Genomic DNA, 19,916 nt, shown 5'->3' with positions numbered 1-19,916 from the left:
GGTTGATTTCCGTTCTGACTTATATATATGGCATACGTTTAATTAATGTCATCCACAACTTTTGGTGATGAGCCATATTTTTGTGATATGAGAGAGAAAATAGTATATTATTAGCTGCGAACTTACATAGAACGTTTATTCGTTTATAATTACTTTCACAACTGGTTCTAATTTTCCTACATAAGCATCTCCAAGATAATCTACATCTACTACTACAGCTCGTGGCTCGAAACGTTGAATGCTCTCAATAAGGCGTGCAGTATTACGCCTTTTTGCAAGCTGAAAAGGTGGAAGAGTATCTAGTCTAAAACCAAAATCCCTGTATAAAGGGCAAGATATTACGAAAGTAGATAATATATAAGCTACATTTTGTAATATTTCTTCAACGCCTGTAGCATTAAAATCAATATTGCTTGTGGCGGTTACTTGATGTGTCATCCTATCAACCTTTCTTCTACGATACACGCAAAGATGTAAGTAAATCTTCTTTATAAAATATGAGCTTTTCTTTGAAAAAAGAGCACTTTGTTATTTATGCTAAATGCCCATAAGTTATGAACGAAGCACACATTCTCTATGGTATGTATATGTTGCAATGTTTCTCTAGATAATTGCACAGCATTGCGTAGTTGAGGTTCCACATTCATCCCGCTTCTTTTCACTATTATCTTATTAGCGCGTAGTAGATTACATACAACCAACTAAAACAACCATGTATGATTGCCCATAATATTGAATGATTTACACTCCACGAAATCGTAATGGCTAATACCGCGCCAAAACTAATACCGTTTTTTACTACTGTTTTGTTTTCCACTTTTTTCACCTTCTTTGTTCCTTTATTTTCTGGTGTGTGCCGCCTCATCATCATTCCTCCTCATCATGAAATCAATTAATAAGAAATGTGTACCTTCATTTCCCCTACCTTGTTGCCAACATATAATGACAAAAATTAATGTCCACCCTACGAACTGGGGCAAACTACTGGTCCTTGAACTTATTTTTAACTCCAAGCATTTATGTAGAATAAAGGCTCTTCACCATAATGTGGGGTTGGTTTTTGCTCCGACTGGGCGCTTTCCTGGTGGCGTCCGATGAGCCACCCTAGCCTCTACCTTTGCAATTAAGTGGTTTTCGACAATTTAACTAGGACATCATAATAGATAGGATTGATAATAAAAACACATTTTGATTTCTCTCAACAATACAAAATGTTTTCAATGTGGCTGCCATCGGTTTTAGATGTATCGCTGCAGCGTCTATTTAACAAGTTATTGTTGGGGATACTTTATTTATGACAATCATCCATGCAGTCTTTTTGAACACTTGATTCCTAATCACAGGTGGTTATATTGAAGTATTCCTTATTTATAGATTGTTGTTATCTATGAGCAAAAGTTGATTTGCTATGTTAATAAAAATCACAATGAACACGCCACTCATTTAGCTCTGGATTAAAAAAGAAATAGAAATTTCCATTATCGACGATATTGAAATAAGCCTTCTCGTCTGAGGCAATCTGTAATACAAACGGAAACTCCTCACCGTAATCATGACCACTTTGGCAAAAAGCTGGATAGCCACCTATTTTATGAATTGCGTATATTTCCTCTACGATATCATCGAAGTACTCAAACTCCTCCTCGTTTTCTAGCCTCAAAATTTCATCTTCCACTTCAGAAGGAATACCTCCCCCATCCCATGCTGGATAATCATTGTCAATAAGCCTTGGGATAAGCGGAAATGCCCGAATATGCTCATGCTGCCAAGTTTGCTGGATCAACCCTTCGAGTGAAGTATATGCTCTTATTTCAAAAAAACGGCTAAGATCTTCTTCTATGAGGTGATCAAATATTTTTTCATTGATAAATAACGTTAGCAGCTCAATATGTTGCAATGATGCTGGTACAAAAGGCAGATCCTTCAAAAATAATGCAGCAAGGGGCTGAAATCCTTCTGGCCACTGTTCCTCTGGTAATGACCATCCTACATAGCCAATCCAGCTTTCAAGCAGACCATGTGTAGGTCGTACTCCACCTGTTTCAAAGATTGTTGCCTGTCTCACTAGTTGCGCCTTAATGTCATCGATTTTCATCATCTGAACCCTCACTACGACAAAAACAATCTACGACATGATCATTAACCATCCCTGTTGCCTGCATAAATGCATAGCAAATGGTATTACCAACAAATTTAAAGCCGTCCTTTTTCAATTGCTTGCTCATTCGTTCACTAATCTCTGTAGTCGCAGGTACATCAGCTATTGACGACCATTCATTGATGATCGGCTGATGATCCACAAAACGCCAAATATAATCAGAGAAGGAATCGTATTTCTCCTGTATACGTAGAAAAGCTTGAGCATTCGTTACAACACTAGCAATTTTTAGTTTATTACGAACAATGCGAGAATCCTGACTAAGTTCCTGTAGCTTGTCCTCTGTATAAAGAATGATTTTCGAAGCATCGAATTGGTCGAACGCAGCCCGGTAGCCCTCTCTTTTTTGTAGGATTGTCCACCAACTAAGTCCAGCCTGTGCCCCTTCTAGACAAAGCATCTCAAATAAATGCTGATCATCATAGACAGGAATACCCCATTCCTTGTCATGATACTCAACATATAAAGGTTCATCTTGCTTGACCCATTCACATCTTTTCATTAAATATATCCTCCATTTTTTATGTATTATTTAATCCCTGTAATACAAAGCCATCCTTTTTGTGTGTTTTCCTGTATATGAACGGTTTGAAATCCAACACTTTCAAGTAACTTTTTTATTTCAGGTTTTGTTTTATAAGCTTTCATATGATAATTAATTTTATAGAGCTCTGAAATTATGATAAATTTCCCACCATTCTTCAACACTCTAAATACTTCCTTCACATCATTTGCTAAGTCTGACCAAAAATAATGCGTTTGGAGCGCTGTAATCGTATCGAAAAACTTATCTGTGTACGGAATGCTTGAAACACTTGCTTGCTTTACTATCACTTTTCCATTCGCTACATCCTTTCGATTTGTTTTTATGGAGTCTTTGATAGCCTGCTCAGAAAAGTCTATACCATAGATTTTACCACTTGGATTGATTTTCGATAAGGTTTGGAGTGTTTTTCCACCTCCACATCCAATATCTAATACTATATCGCCATCATATACGGCACCATTTTTCATTAACCATGTATTCATTCCACTATGAGCAAAATTCATTATTCGTAACATCAATGAACCTACGATTCCTCTTGGTTTCTTAGCCTGCTCAATTAATCGTTGTAAAAGCGTCATTTTAAGTTCTCTCCTTCTGATTTTCACCTTCAAAAATTTGCTGCGAACTAAGAATTAAGATGTCTTGTGTAGCTAACTTTGTTAAGGCTACTTCCCTACTTTTATCTGTTGCGCCTGCGACTGCATCCTTCACAACAGTAACAGCAAAATTTCTAGATAATGCCCCTTCCACAGTTGCAGTGACACAGCCCTCTATAAACAGACCCATTACTATTAATCCACTTATTCCATTATTGTCTAAGTATTCAATTAAGCTAGGATTACTAAATGCATCCGCTTTCTTTTTCGAAAAATACGCACCCTCGGCTCTTAATAGTCGTTCGTCCAATTCAGCACCATTACTTCCTTTTAACGCAGTGAATTTTCGTAAAAGATTTGAAAGTAATTGCGTTCGCTCAAATTCATTCCTAATATAGAGGATAGGGACATTTGACTTTTCAGCGCTTTTTATCAGCTCATTAATGCTATTTAAAGTTGGCTCAATTTGATCCTCTGCTATAGGCATTCGGGATTGATCACTAAGGTAATCATTTTGAATATCAAGTATCATTAACGCTTGCTTCAAAGTACTAACCTCCCTGTATTTTTATATCTTATCAGATGTGTTGATTAACCGTTTTTATCCACTTTAATTGTTTAGAAGACGCGGATTTCAGCTGTCGCTTCGCTTTCGTACGGAAAACATTCGCTCCGTGCAGAGTCTCGTCTGTCTCGCTTTTCCCGCGGAAAGCTTTGCTCTGCGACGACAGGAGCACTCGCAACAAAAAATCCTTTTACAGCACAATAATAAACCTATATTTTCCTAATCAACACGCCTGATATTTTTACGTTCTAATTAATAAAAAGTTTCAATTTTTACCATTTCATAAAAAAGGGGACTCAATATGATTAAACAAGCCGTCATGGAAGATATACAAACAGCAGCATTATTAGCACTACAACTTTGGCCAAATCATACGTTAGAAGAATTTAGCGAGGAGATGGCGCAACTGATTCATGCTGAAAACGCCGCGATTTTCCTTGCCTATGAGGATGATGAAGCAGTCGGTTTTGCACAATGTCAACTCCGAACAGATTATGTTGAAGGTACCGACTCAAGCCCAGTCGGCTATTTAGAAGGACTCTTCGTAAAAGAACAATATCGACAGAAAGGCTTTGCCAAGCTACTTATCGAGAGTTGTGAGCAGTGGGCTAAAGGTAAAGGATGTATAGAATTTGCGAGTGATTGTGAATTGCAAAATCTAGAAAGTTTAGCAGTCCATCTTAAGCTAGGTTTCACAGAGGCTAACCGTATTATTTGCTTTACGAAAAAGTTATAAATAGAAAGTTTCATGAAAAGAAAAATCACAAGAGCATTTGTAAAATACATAGCTCTTGTGATTTTTTAAAAAATATAGAGGATAAAGTTACTTAATAGGAACGTCACCTTGTCAGTTCAAAATTTCTATAACAAACGATATGTAATGTGATCAAAGTCAAATTTCTGATCCTTCGACATTTTTTAATTTAAATATGTATTGTTTGTAATACTTCTTTCGCGCTCGTCTATCACAAGATGGATAATAAATGCAAGTTGTTGCTCAATTCGCATATTGTTAAGATACAGGATATCTGCAATTGCATTTCTTTGAGTCTCTTCTAATCCCACTTTTTCCAGCATTAACATAATTTCTTCCTTCGAAAGCCCAAACATACTTTTTCACCTCTAATTCATCCATAATTTATTATTTCACAATCAGAATCCTCATTTCTAAAACAACAAACTAATACTACGATTCATGAACCATTTTTACTAATTATAGGATGTAGCATGAAAATTAATCAATCTAAAATCCACTTTAATTTAGTAAAATTTTAATCTCTCCAAAAAATTATTGTAATTTTTTTTATAATTTTTGATGAAGTTACTAGAACAATTCTTGTCATTTATTAATTCTATTATAAAAATAATGAGCCCTTTTGTCGAATTTTAGCATTCTGCATAAAAGCGTTTAAATCGCAAAAGAAACCGTTTACATATGAATATGCTGAGAATTGTAATGAACAGTGACAAATGACAGTAAATCTTTTTTAATATGTATCCACCTTAATTATACATTCACCTCGTTATTACAGTGCTTTTATTTCATAAAAAAAGTAATTTCAAAATTATTGAAACTACTTATCCTACTTTTATATTCGGTTATTACACTGTTTTATTAATATTGTTTTTTTGGAGAATTGCTTTTATTTGTTGTAATAATTTATTATTTAGTTTTTGATTATTGACTGTTTCTGCTTGATTTAACAAGCTTACAATGTGCTTTGTCTTGTCGCTAGTAGTAGCTAGTAAATAAACAATTTTCGACGATGCGTCACTCTTCCACATAGTCTCGTCAGTATACCCTTGGATAAATAACTGACTCTTCTCCTGCACAATAGCTGGTATCTTTACAGCCGTTAGATCTGTGTTCAACATCTCAAGTAAAGATTGATTGGACATCGCTAAAAACGTACGATCCGCTTTATCAATCACACAGTGCTTAATGCGTCCCATTGACTTATCAGACCAAACTATCGCATATGGGCTTTCTTTGCAATTCTTAAATTCACTATTCGCAACTTCAAAAATAGCATCAATACAAGTAATGGCATTTCCGATAATGTGTTCAAAAGTACAATTTTCAGTAAACAGTCGAGCATTATTTATATAAATGTGATGACTTTCGAGCTCTCGAATTGTTGTGTTATAGAGCGTAATCTTGGCGTGATCATTGCCATAAATACCACCCGACTGTCCAAATTGAAGCATGGACTGATTAAGCTTTAGCCCGCTTGCATCAATAACAAAGTGAAACTGCTGATGTTCCTGGATATCACATTCGGCCATTGAGACATCCGCTTCATTGACAATCGTGACTCCGGTTGCCTCCCCTTTTGTTATGCTACATTTATAAAACTCTGCTTTACTATTTTCAATTAATAGCTGCGACTTCATATGCCGATGGATCTTACAATCATACAATGTTGCCCCAGATTTCTCTCCAAGAAAAATGCCATTCCCTTGTCCTTCTGAAAAAATAGAATCTGTCACCAATAACTCACTTTGATGAACAGCCAAATGCGTGTCCTTATGTTGCTTGATTTCACAGCCATCCATCGTTAGTTTCGAGCTATCGAATACTTGGATACCTAAACCTTGCCCTTGATGAATAAGTGTATTGGTCATCGAAATTGAACTGGAGGTTGCAACAATTTGTGCCTTCTGATGTCCATGAATTTCACAATCCACAATATCCATTTTCACATCGCGTATTGCAAAAATGCCATTCGTTTGACCTTCCAACAGCATACAATTTGTCAATGCGATTTCACTGTTTTTCACAATGATTTGAGCCTTAACATGATGCTGGATTGTCGTATCCACAAGTATAACGCTCGAGCCATTTTCAATACGTAAGCCAAAATGATTGATGGGGGACGCTAAAATATCAACATTTTTCATCATTAGACTTCCGAAGCTAACGGTCACTTGGGCTTGCACCATTTGCTGCTCAATTATACAGTTTTCAAGCTGTAAGTCTCCTTTTACATAAATACCTTGCCCTTGTGTAAAGCGCAGATTTCGCATATTCACATGTGTTTGATAGCGAATAAACACGCCACCTTTAATTGTCACATTGCCCACCCCATAAAGTGTAAGCCTTTTGGTAATCTCGAAGCTTTCTTCATATATCCCTTCTCGAATTTCAATAAAATCTCCCTGCTCTGCCTCTTGAATCGCCTGCCCAATGCTTTGGTATCGGTGCATTATACTTCTCTTTACAACAAGTGTCGCCATCTCCACACTCCTTATCGAAGCTTTTTCATGAACTCATGAAATAAATCATCGGTTTTATTCTATTTATATCCCCATTGAACTTCCTATTATTCAATTTTGTACAAATAATTTACAACCGTTATTGTGCAAGCAGACAATTGCTAATAAATAAAGAATGTTTTCTTTTAGTTCAAGCTGGTACAGATTTCAATCCACACTCCCCTTACAGAGAGTGACAATCGTGCTTCATTTTTATCTGGACCACGTTACCAATTTCAATCCACACTCTCCATACAGAGAGTGACGTTATGCCCTCCACAAGTGACATGATTATGCCTAGTATTTCAATCCACACTCTCCATACAAAGAGTGACTGGCAGCACAGCACCAAGACCAAAAGAAAAATTAATTTCAATCCACACTCTCCATACAGAGAGTGACGCACACCCAAGAATTTTATGGTTCGTACCTGGTCCAATTTCAATCCACACTCTCCATACAGAGAGTGACTATACCTAATTATGTAACGCCTACAGGGTTTAAGATTTCAATCCACACTCTCCATACAGAGAGTGACTGGGATGTTAATTTAAAACCTTCCAATATAAAAAAATTTCAATCCACACTCTCCATACAGAGAGTAACATTTTCTCCCATATACTTCTTCCTTTCTAGTTGCATTTCAATCCACACTCTCCATACAGAGAGTGACATTTACGTATACAGTAGAGCATTTCGTTCCTGCTATTTCAATCCACACTCTCCATACAGAGAGTGACATTTACGTATACAGTAGAGCATTTCGTTCCTGCTATTTCAATCCACACTCTCCATACAGAGAGTGACTTAGGTAGAAAAACTATAAATGGTGTCTTAGTTGAATTTCAATCCACACTCTCCATACAGAGAGTGACGCTTTTTGAAATTCTCTAAATAAAACGTCCAGTTATTTCAATCCACACTCTCCATACAGAGAGTGACATCAATTTTTAAAATCTTATCTCCTGTCATTGTTATTTCAATCCACACTCTCCATACAGAGAGTGACATGCATGATGCAATTACTGTGTAAAAACCTTCTGATTTCAATCCACACTCTCCATACAGAGAGTGACATAATATTTTTCACCATCAAACATGCCGACACGATTTCAATCCACACTCTCCATACAGAGAGTGACGTTACACAGCTTGTGGAAATTGCAACAGAAAGTATAATTTCAATCCACACTCTCCATACAGAGAGTGACTGATTCTTTTACAAATGTATGTTCACTATCATATATTTCAATCCACACTCTCCATACAGAGAGTGACAACTTCTACTGGATAACTAATTCTTGTACTCATAATTTCAATCCACACTCTCCATACAGAGAGTGACATTTCTTCAACCTTGCTCAGGTCGTTAGCTTTAAAATTTCAATCCACACTCTCCATACAGAGAGTGACTGCTTAAACAACATGTATTCATCGTACTCATACATTTCAATCCACACTCTCCATACAGAGAGTGACCTTCCATTTCCATTTGTCCATTTGGACTATAGTAATTTCAATCCACACTCTCCATACAGAGAGTGACATGCTAGATTATACGGATTGGTACAGAGTGGCAATTTCAATCCACACTCTCCATACAGAGAGTGACAGTGATTTAGCTAGTGTCTACGGTAAAGCTGATAATTTCAATCCACACTCTCCATACAGAGAGTGACGGGAAAACGCTGATGATGTCCCTTTTGGCGCATTGGTGATTTCAATCCACACTCTCCATACAGAGAGTGACATGACATTGCTGCTGTACTGTTTGATTTTACAGGATTTCAATCCACACTCTCCATACAGAGAGTGACGGTACTGGCGACGAAAATTACGAATTCATTCAAATTTCAATCCACACTCTCCATACAGAGAGTGACACAGGCTGTTAGAGTTTCTTTAGGTGGTACTTATAATTTCAATCCACACTCTCCATACAGAGAGTGACGGAGCACTACCTCCTCCGGCACCCTTACCTGTACTATTTCAATCCACACTCTCCATACAGAGAGTGACAAATAGACGCATTACAGGCTGATATTAAACAGCTATTTCAATCCACACTCTCCATACAGAGAGTGACAAGGACCACTAAACGGAAACTGAAACAATGGTTTATTTCAATCCACACTCTCCATACAGAGAGTGACCAAGGTGCGTTAGACATCCATAGCCCAAGCCGTTGGATTTCAATCCACACTCTCCATACAGAGAGTGACAACGTTTAAGGATGAGCAAGATTTACTTACCTTATTTCAATCCACACTCTCCATACAGAGAGTGACTTCGGACGTTTAGTAAGAATGGCTTGTACTCGATCATTTCAATCCACACTCTCCATACAGAGAGTGACTAGTACATCTTTTTCCATTGGATTATCAGCTATTATTTCAATCCACACTCTCCATACAGAGAGTGACTGTTTCATCGATGTCCATAGGATCAACTAATGTACGATTTCAATCCACACTCTCCATACAGAGAGTGACTCCAGTTGCAATATTTAGTTAGTTGTAGATTTAAAATTTCAATCCACACTCTCCATACAGAGAGTGACTAAATCCTTTAGTCCAGATGAAGCACTTCTAAATATTTCAATCCACACTCTCCATACAGAGAGTGACAGGTGCTGTACCAAAAACAACTGGTACAATACTAATTTCAATCCACACTCTCCATACAGAGAGTGACCTTTCATGCGATGACCAACGTGTAGTATGTGCACATATTTCAATCCACACTCTCCATACAGAGAGTGACGGTAAAGCCATGATAGTTAATAAAGATGGTACGGCTATTTCAATCCACACTCTCCATACAGAGAGTGACAACAATTACAAGTAAATTTAACTGTTCAAGTACCAATTTCAATCCACACTCTCCATACAGAGAGTGACATCAATAAAAATTTGAAAATCACTGTTAAGCATATTTCAATCCACACTCTCCATACAGAGAGTGACGACCACCTTTGGAGACACTATTGAAAAAAAGTAGGTATTTCAATCCACACTCTCCATACAGAGAGTGACTGCTCTCCTGGAGTTACGTTGATATTCCTTAACGCATTTCAATCCACACTCTCCATACAGAGAGTGACTTGTTTACCTAAGACGTATATTTGAAAACCTTATAATTTCAATCCACACTCTCCATACAGAGAGTGACACCAGTAATTTCTGCTTCAATCATTGTAGATATCATTTCAATCCACACTCTCCATACAGAGAGTGACCGAGAGTGTTCAAACAGATTGGTCTATGGACAGGCATTTCAATCCACACTCTCCATACAGAGAGTGACTTGTTTACCTAAGACGTATATTTGAAAACCTTATAATTTCAATCCACACTCTCCATACAGAGAGTGACACCAGTAATTTCTGCTTCAATCATTGTAGATATCATTTCAATCCACACTCTCCATACAGAGAGTGACCGAGAGTGTTCAAACAGATTGGTCTATGGACAGGCATTTCAATCCACACTCTCCATACAGAGAGTGACCGAGTGTGCTAGACTAGATTTTTCTTGCCACAATATTTCAATCCACACTCTCCATACAGAGAGTGACAATACCGATCCTTGCTCGTTGGCGTGTCCACGAAAATTTCAATCCACACTCTCCATACAGAGAGTGACCTGACAACACTTGCCATTATTGATACAATTTAATAATTTCAATCCACACTCTCCATACAGAGAGTGACAAAAAATCTTTGGATGAACTTTCTTTAATGGAAATTTCAATCCACACTCTCCATACAGAGAGTGACAGACTACTTTGCTATCCACGTTCTTGGTCAAGAGATTTCAATCCACACTCTCCATACAGAGAGTGACAACAAAAATATTATTTTTATGAGCTATATTTGAGATTTCAATCCACACTCTCCATACAGAGAGTGACTCTTCATAAAGTTCATCATCTTCGTCTAGATAACATTTCAATCCACACTCTCCATACAGAGAGTGACCAAAACTCTTAGTAACTTCTAAATCTAAAACAATATTTCAATCCACACTCTCCATACAGAGAGTGACGCATTAACTCCATTTCTCTTTGCGCTTTCTCTTATTTCAATCCACACTCTCCATACAGAGAGTGACCTGCGTTAATTTTTACTTTTCGTTTTTACAATCAAATTTCAATCCACACTCTCCATACAGAGAGTGACAAGATGTTACGGTGGCTAAACCTGTATTCGATGAAATTTCAATCCACACTCTCCATACAGAGAGTGACTAAATGAATCTGCCAATAAACTCGCAACTACCTTAATTTCAATCCACACTCTCCATACAGAGAGTGACGAAGCAAGAGGTTAAATCACAAGCGGAAGCATTGAATTTCAATCCACACTCTCCATACAGAGAGTGACTGTTATCCATGGTCAATAACTATGATTTATGGTTGATTTCAATCCACACTCTCCATACAGAGAGTGACTTGATACGTGGATCACATAAGATATGTTCTTCTAAATTTCAATCCACACTCTCCATACAGAGAGTGACGATGTATTAGCTGAGTACATGGATGATGAATTACGTATTTCAATCCACACTCTCCATACAGAGAGTGACGAAAGGCGCGGTAGGTGCTGGTAGATGGGCAATGATTTCAATCCACACTCTCCATACAGAGAGTGACACGTGGGGCATCAGTGACGCTTGCAGCATTGAAATATTTCAATCCACACTCTCCATACAGAGAGTGACAAAAATTATCAGACTGCCAAATTATCGAAACGTTTATTTCAATCCACACTCTCCATACAGAGAGTGACGCTACATCGCCATCTAGTATGTCTTTAATGGTAATTTCAATCCACACTCTCCATACAGAGAGTGACCTTTGCTTTTTGATCCCACTTAGGCCCAGTGCCAATTTCAATCCACACTCTCCATACAGAGAGTGACGTTAAATTGAGAAAGAATTTAAGTGATTTAGGAATTTCAATCCACACTCTCCATACAGAGAGTGACACCAATATCTCAAATTGCCCTCTCCGTCCTCTGTGATTTCAATCCACACTCTCCATACAGAGAGTGACGTTTTCGATTTTTTACGATAACTACAAAGATAGTATTATTTCAATCCACACTCTCCATACAGAGAGTGACCTACAAACTATCGTAACAAATTTATTAACAGGTATTTCAATCCACACTCTCCATACAGAGAGTGACGAGATATTACGATACTATGCAATAGATATTTGCAGAATTTCAATCCACACTCTCCATACAGAGAGTGACGCAAAGAAAATTGATTAATGTTATACTAAGTTAGATTTCAATCCACACTCTCCATACAGAGAGTGACGAGACCACTATGACCGTGTAGAGGATGCTTACAACATTTCAATCCACACTCTCCATACAGAGAGTGACTAGCAACGCCATAAAGTCCCAGGGCAATGAAAAAGATTTCAATCCACACTCTCCATACAGAGAGTGACAGTCCATCCATCAGACACCGCCTTCGCTAAGATATTTCAATCCACACTCTCCATACAGAGAGTGACTCGTAACGTGTCAGTTGATGGACGTATGGTCGATATTTCAATCCACACTCTCCATACAGAGAGTGACGTCGTCCTGGTCTGCCATCTCAACAAACTGACGAATAATTTCAATCCACACTCTCCATACAGAGAGTGACACGTCCACCAGCTTTGCGTCTTGTATATCATTAAATATTTCAATCCACACTCTCCATACAGAGAGTGACGTTCTTCAAATTTATTCATAACAATATCATCTATTATTTCAATCCACACTCTCCATACAGAGAGTGACCGTATTCAACACCGCCGATTGTCGCCACTGCTCCTATTTCAATCCACACTCTCCATACAGAGAGTGACATTTTCACTCATCCTTCCTTATCAATTCTATAAAAATTTCAATCCACACTCTCCATACAGAGAGTGACTGGTCGTTCAGCACGTCAAGATGATGGAGATATTATTTCAATCCACACTCTCCATACAGAGAGTGACCTTGTCCCGAAAACTAGTAGTTCTTCTATTAGATTTATTTCAATCCACACTCTCCATACAGAGAGTGACGAAAAAACTATTAATAGTGGAAATAGGTGATAAATTTCAATCCACACTCTCCATACAGAGAGTGACGTCATTGAACGATTAAAAGACATTGACAAAGTAATTTCAATCCACACTCTCCATACAGAGAGTGACGATTTACCGCAAGCTAGTGTTATACCTGGAGGATATTTCAATCCACACTCTCCATACAGAGAGTGACTAAATGGAAAGTTAAACTACTCTTTAAAAGATGCATTTCAATCCACACTCTCCATACAGAGAGTGACTATATTAATCACGAGTTTTATCGATGGTTTAGGAATTTCAATCCACACTCTCCATACAGAGAGTGACGTTTATTCCACTGTTTGCAGCAAGTCTTAAATTAGATTTCAATCCACACTCTCCATACAGAGAGTGACTCGTTCCGACTCACTTCCAATGCATTGATAAAATCATTTCAATCCACACTCTCCATACAGAGAGTGACGCGTATAATAAAAGCCATCCACTGATAAATGCGATTTCAATCCACACTCTCCATACAGAGAGTGACATCATCCTGTCGCCTCCAATGTACAAACGTATTTTGATTTCAATCCACACTCTCCATACAGAGAGTGACCAAAGTTTATCATTCTATTTAACAAATAACTGAACATTTCAATCCACACTCTCCATACAGAGAGTGACTGTGTTAACGTCGTTGATGAACTTACGAGACGACGAACATTTCAATCCACACTCTCCATACAGAGAGTGACTGCAAAAATTCATAAAAAAATAATAACTCTAAACGATTTTTGCTATTTATCTTTTCATTCTAATTCTTTCATACCATTCTTACCATTTCTGATGATTGAATTTTCATCAAAATTTGGTGCGGATCTCTCTAGGAATTTATGTTTGCTTGGCATCCGCACCGATTATAAAATTATTGTATCTTCAACATTGAATGTTTCTTTTGCTCCGATATGAATAACCTTTGATTTGTAATTGTTGCCTAGCTGATAGAAACGTAGACTATCTTCTTCCACATCAATAATCTCCTGTAGTGCGAGTTGTAGTTGCTTAAACTGAGTGGCATCTACTACACACTCAAAAACTGAATTTTGCACACGTATTCCGAAATTTTCACATATTTTTGCAACCTTTCGTAATCGCTTTCGGCCAATAGGTGTTTTCGTGACAACATCGTAAGTGACTAATACTAACATGTAAGCCCCTCATTTCCATAAAAAAGGTGGATATTCTTCTATATCCCCCCGTAAATAACGTGCAAGTAGAATTGCTTGTGCGTGAGGGACAAGACCCCAATTTATTTTTTCGTTTAAGTATGGATGTGTAAGACTTTCTTGTTTACGTTCTTGCCATGCTTTAATAAATTTCCTTCGTCCGTCATCCGTTAAGAGTACAGCACCGTTTTCTTTTTGTACAAAATCAGTAGATTGCATCATTTTTTTATTAATCATTTTAAGGACAAAGCGATCTGCCATAACACCACGTAGCTCCTCCATGACGTCTAGAGCAAGTGATGCACGACCTGGGCGATCACGGTGTAAATAGCCAACATAGGCATCCAAGCCTACTGTTTCCAATGCAGATGTGACATCTGAGGCAAGCAATGTGTAAGCAAGTGACAATAAAGCATTTACGTTGTCTGTTGGTGGACGACGATTACGATTTCTAAAGTAGAAAATGTCTTTTTGTTGCAAAATCATTTGGTCGAACAGTTTAAAATACGCTGTGGCAGCTTGTCCTTCTAGTCCACGTAAACGTTCTAAATCCTCAGTCACTAAAATCGCCTTCATGGCTGTTGTCAATTCACTAGAAACTTGCTTAAACATGGGTACATCTATACGAAGCGGGTAATCACGTGCCATTCGCTCTAAAATCCATTTTTGATTTGCAATCTTTGCAAATATAAAATTACGAGCAATTTTCGCACTTTCAACTTCATTTTCTGATAAACGATATTGCGTCTTACGTAATATTACATTGCCTTTACTTTCGCCAACTACTCGTGCTAAAAACCTCCCTGAACGTGACAAAAACGTTAAATTAATATTTTTTTCTGCACATGCATACATTAATTTAGGACTTGCTCCAGCATATCCAAAAGTACAGATTGCCTCAAAATTGTGTAGTGGAAATCTGCCGAGTTGCTGATTTTCATGTGTTATGACAACATTCTCACCTTTTAACGACAGGTAAATATCAGGAGTTGTAATAAATAATGTATTTAGCAATTTTTTCATTATAAATACCTCTCCATATAGCTGCGAACCGTAGTCGATGACATGAGCTCCGGCATACATAAATTTTGTAAAGAGCAGCTTACACAGTGCTTTCCTGTTTTCACTTTTGGCGTATGTCTTCTATCAAAATAATGATGCATTTGTTTAAACATAGACTGTACTTCATTACGCATTTCATCTGTAATATCAACTTTTACACGGCGTTTTATTTCATCATAAAATAAGTATGCAGCCGGAATGTCACATAATAGCATCTCCTCTAAACACATAACTTGCGCCACAAGCTGAACAACATCCTCCTGTCCCCTCTTTGGTTTTCCGCGCTTGTATTCTACTGGGATTGGTAAATAAGTACCAGTCTCGCCATGTATAGGAACACCATCTTTATGTTCGTAAAATTCTACGACATCACAAATACCATTCGTCTTTAAACTGTGAGAGCGAATGGGCATCGCTCTCACAATTAATTTATTTCCACGCTTTTCACGTAAAAATGGTTGATCTGCTTTTTCATGAACATGTTGTCCTTCAATCGTCAAAACATTTTCTGCCCATTGCTGTTCTATATGGATCAACGCCCATTGTCGTGAACAGAAGCGAAAATGCTGAATACCCGATAACATTAAATAATCGACATCATCATTTACCATCCAGCTCATGAACCTTCAGCCCCTCTAATGGCTCAACAGTAATTGTTAAATCCTCAAATGAATTTCCATCTAGCTTTAAAGAACGGTGTACTTTTGCTGATGAGTATTGGCCAAGCTTTGAATTATGCTCCCACCAAATCACTTTATGTACTTCTAGCGATCCCTCTGGACGAGCAGAAGAAGCATCGTTTTCAAACAATGTAATTAATGCTTCTTTTAATTTAACAGCATCTTCATTTGTAAAGCCTGTTTTCTCAGCTAATTGTGTATTAATACTTCCAAAAAACTTATAGATACCAAAATCAACTCGATGCTTCATGCCCATTGTATCAGAGCCCTTTTTATCGCCCGTTACAGAATTCACACTTTTTGTTATTTGAATACTTGTAATGTCGATTGGAGCAAGACTAATAGCTGGGTGAATAGATACTGGACCACGAACACCGACAGACAAAGAATCTCCTTTAAAAGCAAAAACTTGTCCAAATGCACGCACATCAAACCAAGTACCACTCGCAATCGTTGCATACACATCGGCATTGCCTTTTTTATCAGCCTTTATCTTTTTAAGCTCTGGAATCGCATCTGCTCGATCGTTTAAACTTTTAAAGCCGTCATTATTACGATCATCAGATTGTACAAAAATTGCTTCCCCCATATCTTGTAGGCGGTTGCGTAATTTACGCTTAATACATACATCCGATACTTCACCATAACCATCGTAATTTTGACGCGGACGATTACCATTTAATGGATCACCATTTGGATTGGCATTTTGTACAGAAAATACAACCGCAAAATCAATTTTATGATCTAATGTTGTCATCGTTTAACTCTCCTCTTCATTCTTTTCTTTTTTTGTATACAATGCTTGTCGTTGACTGTAATAACCTAATAAATATTTTCCACTAAGTGGCTCATCCGTAAAATCTTTTATATCCATTTGTGCACCAATGTCATCAATGAGCTTCGTATAATAAATGCCCTTTTCTCTTAACTTCATTTGATAGGGTTGTAGATTTCTTTGAATCGTTTCCCATGTCCTTGCAGGATGTCGAGAAAATGCATTCATATAACGCAACGCATTAGTCGGACGGTTTTCTTCCTTGCCCAAGGCATTACGTTCTAACACATCTGCAACTGCGAGTAAACGACCAAATAAGTAATCACGTTCTGGACTTGTCGTATCAAGTGCCATAGTATAAACCTCCTTATCTTTATCAAAATAATGCTTTTTCACGAGTGAGCATGCTACTCCTAGTACCTGTTCCCACTCCCACATTTGATCGTAGAATTGGGGATTTGAAGCACGAACAATTGCACTGCGCACTATATCAATCGGAATTTTTCGTCCATCAAGTATGCAAGGCAGCATTCGCTCTATCACACCTTTGACGACCTTATCACTAGGTCTTGGGCCATATGCGGCATGTGCAATTGTATAAAAGGACGGAGAGCCGAAGTACTGCACCCATTCATTTTCTTTCTTCCGCGTATGACGCCAGCTACAATCCTTATGCCAGATTAATAGCTTATCAAAATAATCTTTAATATCTAAATCTCGATAATAGAGTACTGCTAACCGTCCAGGCGTTGCCGCATCAAGCGTTAAAATATAAACCTTTTCATCATCATGTTCTTGAATATTCAGATTCTTTTTTATACCGCTAATAAGTAGACTATGCTGGTCTGCCAATACCTTCTTTGTATCAGCTTTTTGCGCAAGCATAGCATCGCGTTGTACCAAGAAATCATTCCATCCAGTAAACACACTACTCGATAAATCGTCAGCTACATATGGCATATCTGGATTTTTTGAGCCCCATACAAGAAAGATACGACCGTCCACTTGCTTTCCTTGCCGTTCAATCAGCCACTTTAATGCATTATGCGCTTTTTGCGAGACATCATAACTAATATTCGCTGCTTCAAAGCTATCCTTAAAACGACCACGGTATGTAAAACCGCTACTGTCATTTGCTGAAATTAACTTAGCCTTATCCCCCGAGTTACGTAGCTTATTAGGGTGACGCACAGTGAAAGGTAAATATTCACCTGTTACATAGCAAATATCGCTTTCCTGAAGCTTTGTATTATAAAATTGACTATATGCATCATAAATATCCTTATTACTCCAGACAGGATCAGTAATTTCTCCAGGTACATGAACATTAAAACGAACAAATGCGCTTTCCTGCGCACCTGCGAGCATCTGGAAAATAGGTGGCTTGTCCCCATCCTGCTTTGTATCCCATTTTGAATGCAATAGTCCTGCTTCTGTTAAATGTAAAATAGAGCGCTCTACCAAATCTTGAATAAGTGTTCCCTTTTTCACATATTCGTATATTGCTTGTATGTGCGGATGACTATAGTGCGAATCACACCATTCTCCGAGTTGTTCTAAATAATGGAGATGTGCATCTCTTTTATCTTCTTCTTGTGTAAAAGCAACATAATCACCTGCTACATACATCAGCTTGTCCTGTAACATATGAGACACATAATTTTTCCCTGAACGACTACCAGAGCTTTCGGTAAACGGTAAAATGGTATTGATTTTCCCAATTACTTTTGCATCATATAATGTACCATCAAGATTAATAATCATTTCAATATGTGCTGTTTGAGTTGTGTGCGAAATCGGCAGTAGTGTATATTCTAGCACTTTTTTATCTTTTGTTTCTTTTGAGAAAATCTCTCCTACTTGCGCTTCATTTTCCTCGTAGGTATTAAACAAAGCACGTAAATAACTCATTTCTTCACCTCCAGCTCATCGTATTCTTCATCCACAGCTGTCATTGATTCTCCTAGATTAAACGACTTTGCATGCATTTCCTTAATTGGACGAACAAGAGAACATTCTTCCGGACGAATAAAAGAAATATAGCCATTTTTCATCCTAGGTTGCCAAAGTCTTGTTTCTAGCATATTACGTCCTGTTTCGTCAGGATAATTTAGGCCATGCACCATCGTACCAAAATGCACCTCATCATAATTATCATAAAAACCTTCCCCAGCGCCGAAATTGCACGACTCTACATAAGCCTGACATTCTCTTGCACCCAAAAAAACATCACGACGACCACCCTTTTCGACACAACGCTTGGCAATATTATGATGTTTGTGCTCGTTGAAGTCTGGCTTTAAATCCATACGATTTGTATTAAACTCAAAATGTGCCTTTACTTGATAACGTACATCTCGCAAATAACTGTAATTGGCAAGCGTATTTCCTCCCGACATATCAATCGGTCGTACACCCTTCGATTCCATTCGAATAGCATTCATTACACGAATTTCATCAATATACCAAATGATAGATGGTTTCCAATAGATTGATTCCACAATTCCCTTAAGTGCTTGATAACTTGGAATTTGAGTTGTCATCTTTTCACCACCAAGTTTCATTAGTGGGTCTGTAAATAATGCATAGGCACCATGTACCTCAAACTCAATTTGATTTCGTATTTTTGTCATCCTGTCACCTCCTTGCACAACTTCTCTGTGAATTTTCGAGGGAAATTCTCTTCTTAATGAAAGTGAGTTAATTAAAAAGAAGAATCCCACACTCAAAAATTCCTAGAGAGTAATTCTATTTAAGAATTATCTATAACCAATTATTCCAATATGGACCTATTTTGTCAACAGATTATCTAGAAACATGACAAACATTAAATAAATATATTATATGAACAATATATTTTTAAATTAAACTTTAACTCTCCAATAATTATGCTATTATTATTAATGTCGCTTGATAGCGTGGATTGAAAAATATACTATATCATTTAAGTTTGAATGCAGCTCACTACCTGAAAAGCAATGAGCT

15 protein-coding genes and 1 CRISPR repeat array are annotated in these 19,916 nt (G+C 37.5%); of the genes, 1 reads left to right on the top strand and 14 read right to left on the bottom strand.

Annotated elements, in window-relative coordinates; all coding sequences use genetic code 11:
- Nucleotides 1–135: 135 nt before the first annotated feature.
- The 6 genes from FJQ98_RS11745 to FJQ98_RS11720 form a co-directional block, all read right to left on the bottom strand.
- On the bottom strand, nucleotides 136–438 hold the full coding sequence (locus FJQ98_RS11745) for a GPW/gp25 family protein (protein WP_053596986.1): 303 nt from the start codon (nucleotides 436–438) through the stop codon (nucleotides 136–138).
- Nucleotides 439–664: 226 nt separating this feature from the next.
- Entirely contained in the window at nucleotides 665–871 is a 207-nt protein-coding gene (locus FJQ98_RS11740) for a hypothetical protein (protein WP_425492688.1), read from the bottom strand.
- A gap of 540 nt (nucleotides 872–1,411) precedes the next feature.
- Complete coding sequence (locus FJQ98_RS11735) at nucleotides 1,412–2,098, bottom strand: DUF1963 domain-containing protein (RefSeq protein ID WP_241774643.1); 687 nt, start codon at nucleotides 2,096–2,098, stop codon at nucleotides 1,412–1,414.
- A complete protein-coding gene (locus FJQ98_RS11730; protein ID WP_053596983.1) occupies nucleotides 2,082–2,660 on the bottom strand; it encodes a DNA-3-methyladenine glycosylase I in 579 nt (192 codons plus the stop codon). The genes FJQ98_RS11735 and FJQ98_RS11730 overlap by 17 nt, the downstream gene beginning before the upstream one ends.
- A 26-nt stretch (nucleotides 2,661–2,686) precedes the next feature.
- A complete protein-coding gene (locus tag FJQ98_RS11725) occupies nucleotides 2,687–3,283 on the bottom strand; it encodes a class I SAM-dependent methyltransferase (RefSeq protein WP_053596982.1) in 597 nt (198 codons plus the stop codon).
- Between the two features lies 1 nt (nucleotide 3,284).
- Nucleotides 3,285–3,848 (bottom strand): cysteine hydrolase family protein, encoded by a 564-nt coding sequence (locus FJQ98_RS11720; protein ID WP_053596981.1) that lies wholly within the window; start codon nucleotides 3,846–3,848, stop codon nucleotides 3,285–3,287.
- Nucleotides 3,849–4,167: 319 nt separating this feature from the next.
- Here FJQ98_RS11720 and aac(6') point away from each other — a divergent pair, with 319 nt between their 5' ends.
- Nucleotides 4,168–4,602 carry an aminoglycoside 6'-N-acetyltransferase gene (gene aac(6'), locus FJQ98_RS11715; protein WP_053596980.1) on the top strand — a complete coding sequence of 145 codons (435 nt, stop codon included), beginning with the start codon at nucleotides 4,168–4,170 and terminating at the stop codon, nucleotides 4,600–4,602.
- A gap of 182 nt (nucleotides 4,603–4,784) precedes the next feature.
- On the opposite strand, the gene FJQ98_RS11710 is transcribed toward aac(6'), so the two are convergent.
- The 8 genes from FJQ98_RS11710 to cas5c form a co-directional block, all read right to left on the bottom strand.
- A complete protein-coding gene (locus FJQ98_RS11710; RefSeq protein ID WP_053596979.1) occupies nucleotides 4,785–4,976 on the bottom strand; it encodes a hypothetical protein in 192 nt (63 codons plus the stop codon).
- 492 nt (nucleotides 4,977–5,468) lie between these two features.
- Nucleotides 5,469–7,103: a right-handed parallel beta-helix repeat-containing protein gene (locus FJQ98_RS11705; RefSeq protein WP_075807352.1), complete on the bottom strand. Its 1,635-nt coding sequence runs from the start codon at nucleotides 7,101–7,103 to the stop codon at nucleotides 5,469–5,471.
- Between the two features lie 183 nt (nucleotides 7,104–7,286).
- Nucleotides 7,287–13,943: a CRISPR direct-repeat array (repeat unit 33 nt; unit sequence ATTTCAATCCACACTCTCCATACAGAGAGTGAC).
- Nucleotides 13,944–14,105: 162 nt separating this feature from the next.
- The gene (gene cas2, locus FJQ98_RS11700) at nucleotides 14,106–14,396 is read right to left on the bottom strand and encodes a CRISPR-associated endonuclease Cas2 (RefSeq protein WP_053596978.1); all 291 of its coding nucleotides are present in this window, start codon (nucleotides 14,394–14,396) and stop codon (nucleotides 14,106–14,108) included.
- A gap of 9 nt (nucleotides 14,397–14,405) precedes the next feature.
- Nucleotides 14,406–15,437 (bottom strand): type I-C CRISPR-associated endonuclease Cas1c, encoded by a 1,032-nt coding sequence (cas1c, locus tag FJQ98_RS11695; RefSeq protein ID WP_053596977.1) that lies wholly within the window; start codon nucleotides 15,435–15,437, stop codon nucleotides 14,406–14,408.
- A complete protein-coding gene (gene cas4, locus FJQ98_RS11690; protein ID WP_053597034.1) occupies nucleotides 15,437–16,087 on the bottom strand; it encodes a CRISPR-associated protein Cas4 in 651 nt (216 codons plus the stop codon). The genes cas1c and cas4 overlap by 1 nt, the downstream gene beginning before the upstream one ends.
- Nucleotides 16,077–16,913 (bottom strand): type I-C CRISPR-associated protein Cas7/Csd2, encoded by an 837-nt coding sequence (gene cas7c / locus FJQ98_RS11685; RefSeq protein ID WP_053596976.1) that lies wholly within the window; start codon nucleotides 16,911–16,913, stop codon nucleotides 16,077–16,079. The genes cas4 and cas7c overlap by 11 nt, the downstream gene beginning before the upstream one ends.
- Nucleotides 16,914–16,916: 3 nt before the next feature.
- Entirely contained in the window at nucleotides 16,917–18,842 is a 1,926-nt protein-coding gene (cas8c, locus tag FJQ98_RS11680; protein WP_053596975.1) for a type I-C CRISPR-associated protein Cas8c/Csd1, read from the bottom strand.
- Nucleotides 18,839–19,564 (bottom strand): type I-C CRISPR-associated protein Cas5c, encoded by a 726-nt coding sequence (cas5c, locus tag FJQ98_RS11675; RefSeq protein ID WP_425492687.1) that lies wholly within the window; start codon nucleotides 19,562–19,564, stop codon nucleotides 18,839–18,841. The genes cas8c and cas5c overlap by 4 nt, the downstream gene beginning before the upstream one ends.
- Nucleotides 19,565–19,916 lie beyond the last annotated feature (352 nt).

The organism is Lysinibacillus agricola (assembly GCF_016638705.1).
GTDB classification, from domain to species: domain Bacteria; phylum Bacillota; class Bacilli; order Bacillales_A; family Planococcaceae; genus Lysinibacillus; species Lysinibacillus agricola.
The sequence above is the reverse complement of the archived record's forward strand: the minus strand, read 5'-3'. Positions and strand labels throughout refer to the sequence as shown.

Excerpts from the sequence above, each read along its gene's own strand:
- FJQ98_RS11735 (WP_241774643.1), bottom strand. The coding sequence starts at position 2,098 with ATGATGAAAATCGATGACATTAAGGCGCAACTAGTGAGACAGGCAACA.
- cas1c (WP_053596977.1), bottom strand. The coding sequence starts at position 15,437 with ATGAAAAAATTGCTAAATACATTATTTATTACAACTCCTGATATTTAC.
- cas2 (WP_053596978.1), bottom strand. The coding sequence starts at position 14,396 with ATGTTAGTATTAGTCACTTACGATGTTGTCACGAAAACACCTATTGGC.
- FJQ98_RS11740 (WP_425492688.1), bottom strand. The coding sequence starts at position 871 with ATGATGATGAGGCGGCACACACCAGAAAATAAAGGAACAAAGAAGGTG.
- FJQ98_RS11710 (WP_053596979.1), bottom strand. The coding sequence starts at position 4,976 with ATGTTTGGGCTTTCGAAGGAAGAAATTATGTTAATGCTGGAAAAAGTG.
- cas7c (WP_053596976.1), bottom strand. The coding sequence starts at position 16,913 with ATGACAACATTAGATCATAAAATTGATTTTGCGGTTGTATTTTCTGTA.
- cas8c (WP_053596975.1), bottom strand. The coding sequence starts at position 18,842 with ATGAGTTATTTACGTGCTTTGTTTAATACCTACGAGGAAAATGAAGCG.
- cas4 (WP_053597034.1), bottom strand. The coding sequence starts at position 16,087 with ATGGTAAATGATGATGTCGATTATTTAATGTTATCGGGTATTCAGCAT.
- FJQ98_RS11730 (WP_053596983.1), bottom strand. The coding sequence starts at position 2,660 with ATGAAAAGATGTGAATGGGTCAAGCAAGATGAACCTTTATATGTTGAG.
- FJQ98_RS11705 (WP_075807352.1), bottom strand. The coding sequence starts at position 7,103 with ATGGCGACACTTGTTGTAAAGAGAAGTATAATGCACCGATACCAAAGC.
- FJQ98_RS11745 (WP_053596986.1), bottom strand. The coding sequence starts at position 438 with ATGACACATCAAGTAACCGCCACAAGCAATATTGATTTTAATGCTACA.
- cas5c (WP_425492687.1), bottom strand. The coding sequence starts at position 19,564 with ATGACAAAAATACGAAATCAAATTGAGTTTGAGGTACATGGTGCCTAT.
- FJQ98_RS11725 (WP_053596982.1), bottom strand. The coding sequence starts at position 3,283 with ATGACGCTTTTACAACGATTAATTGAGCAGGCTAAGAAACCAAGAGGA.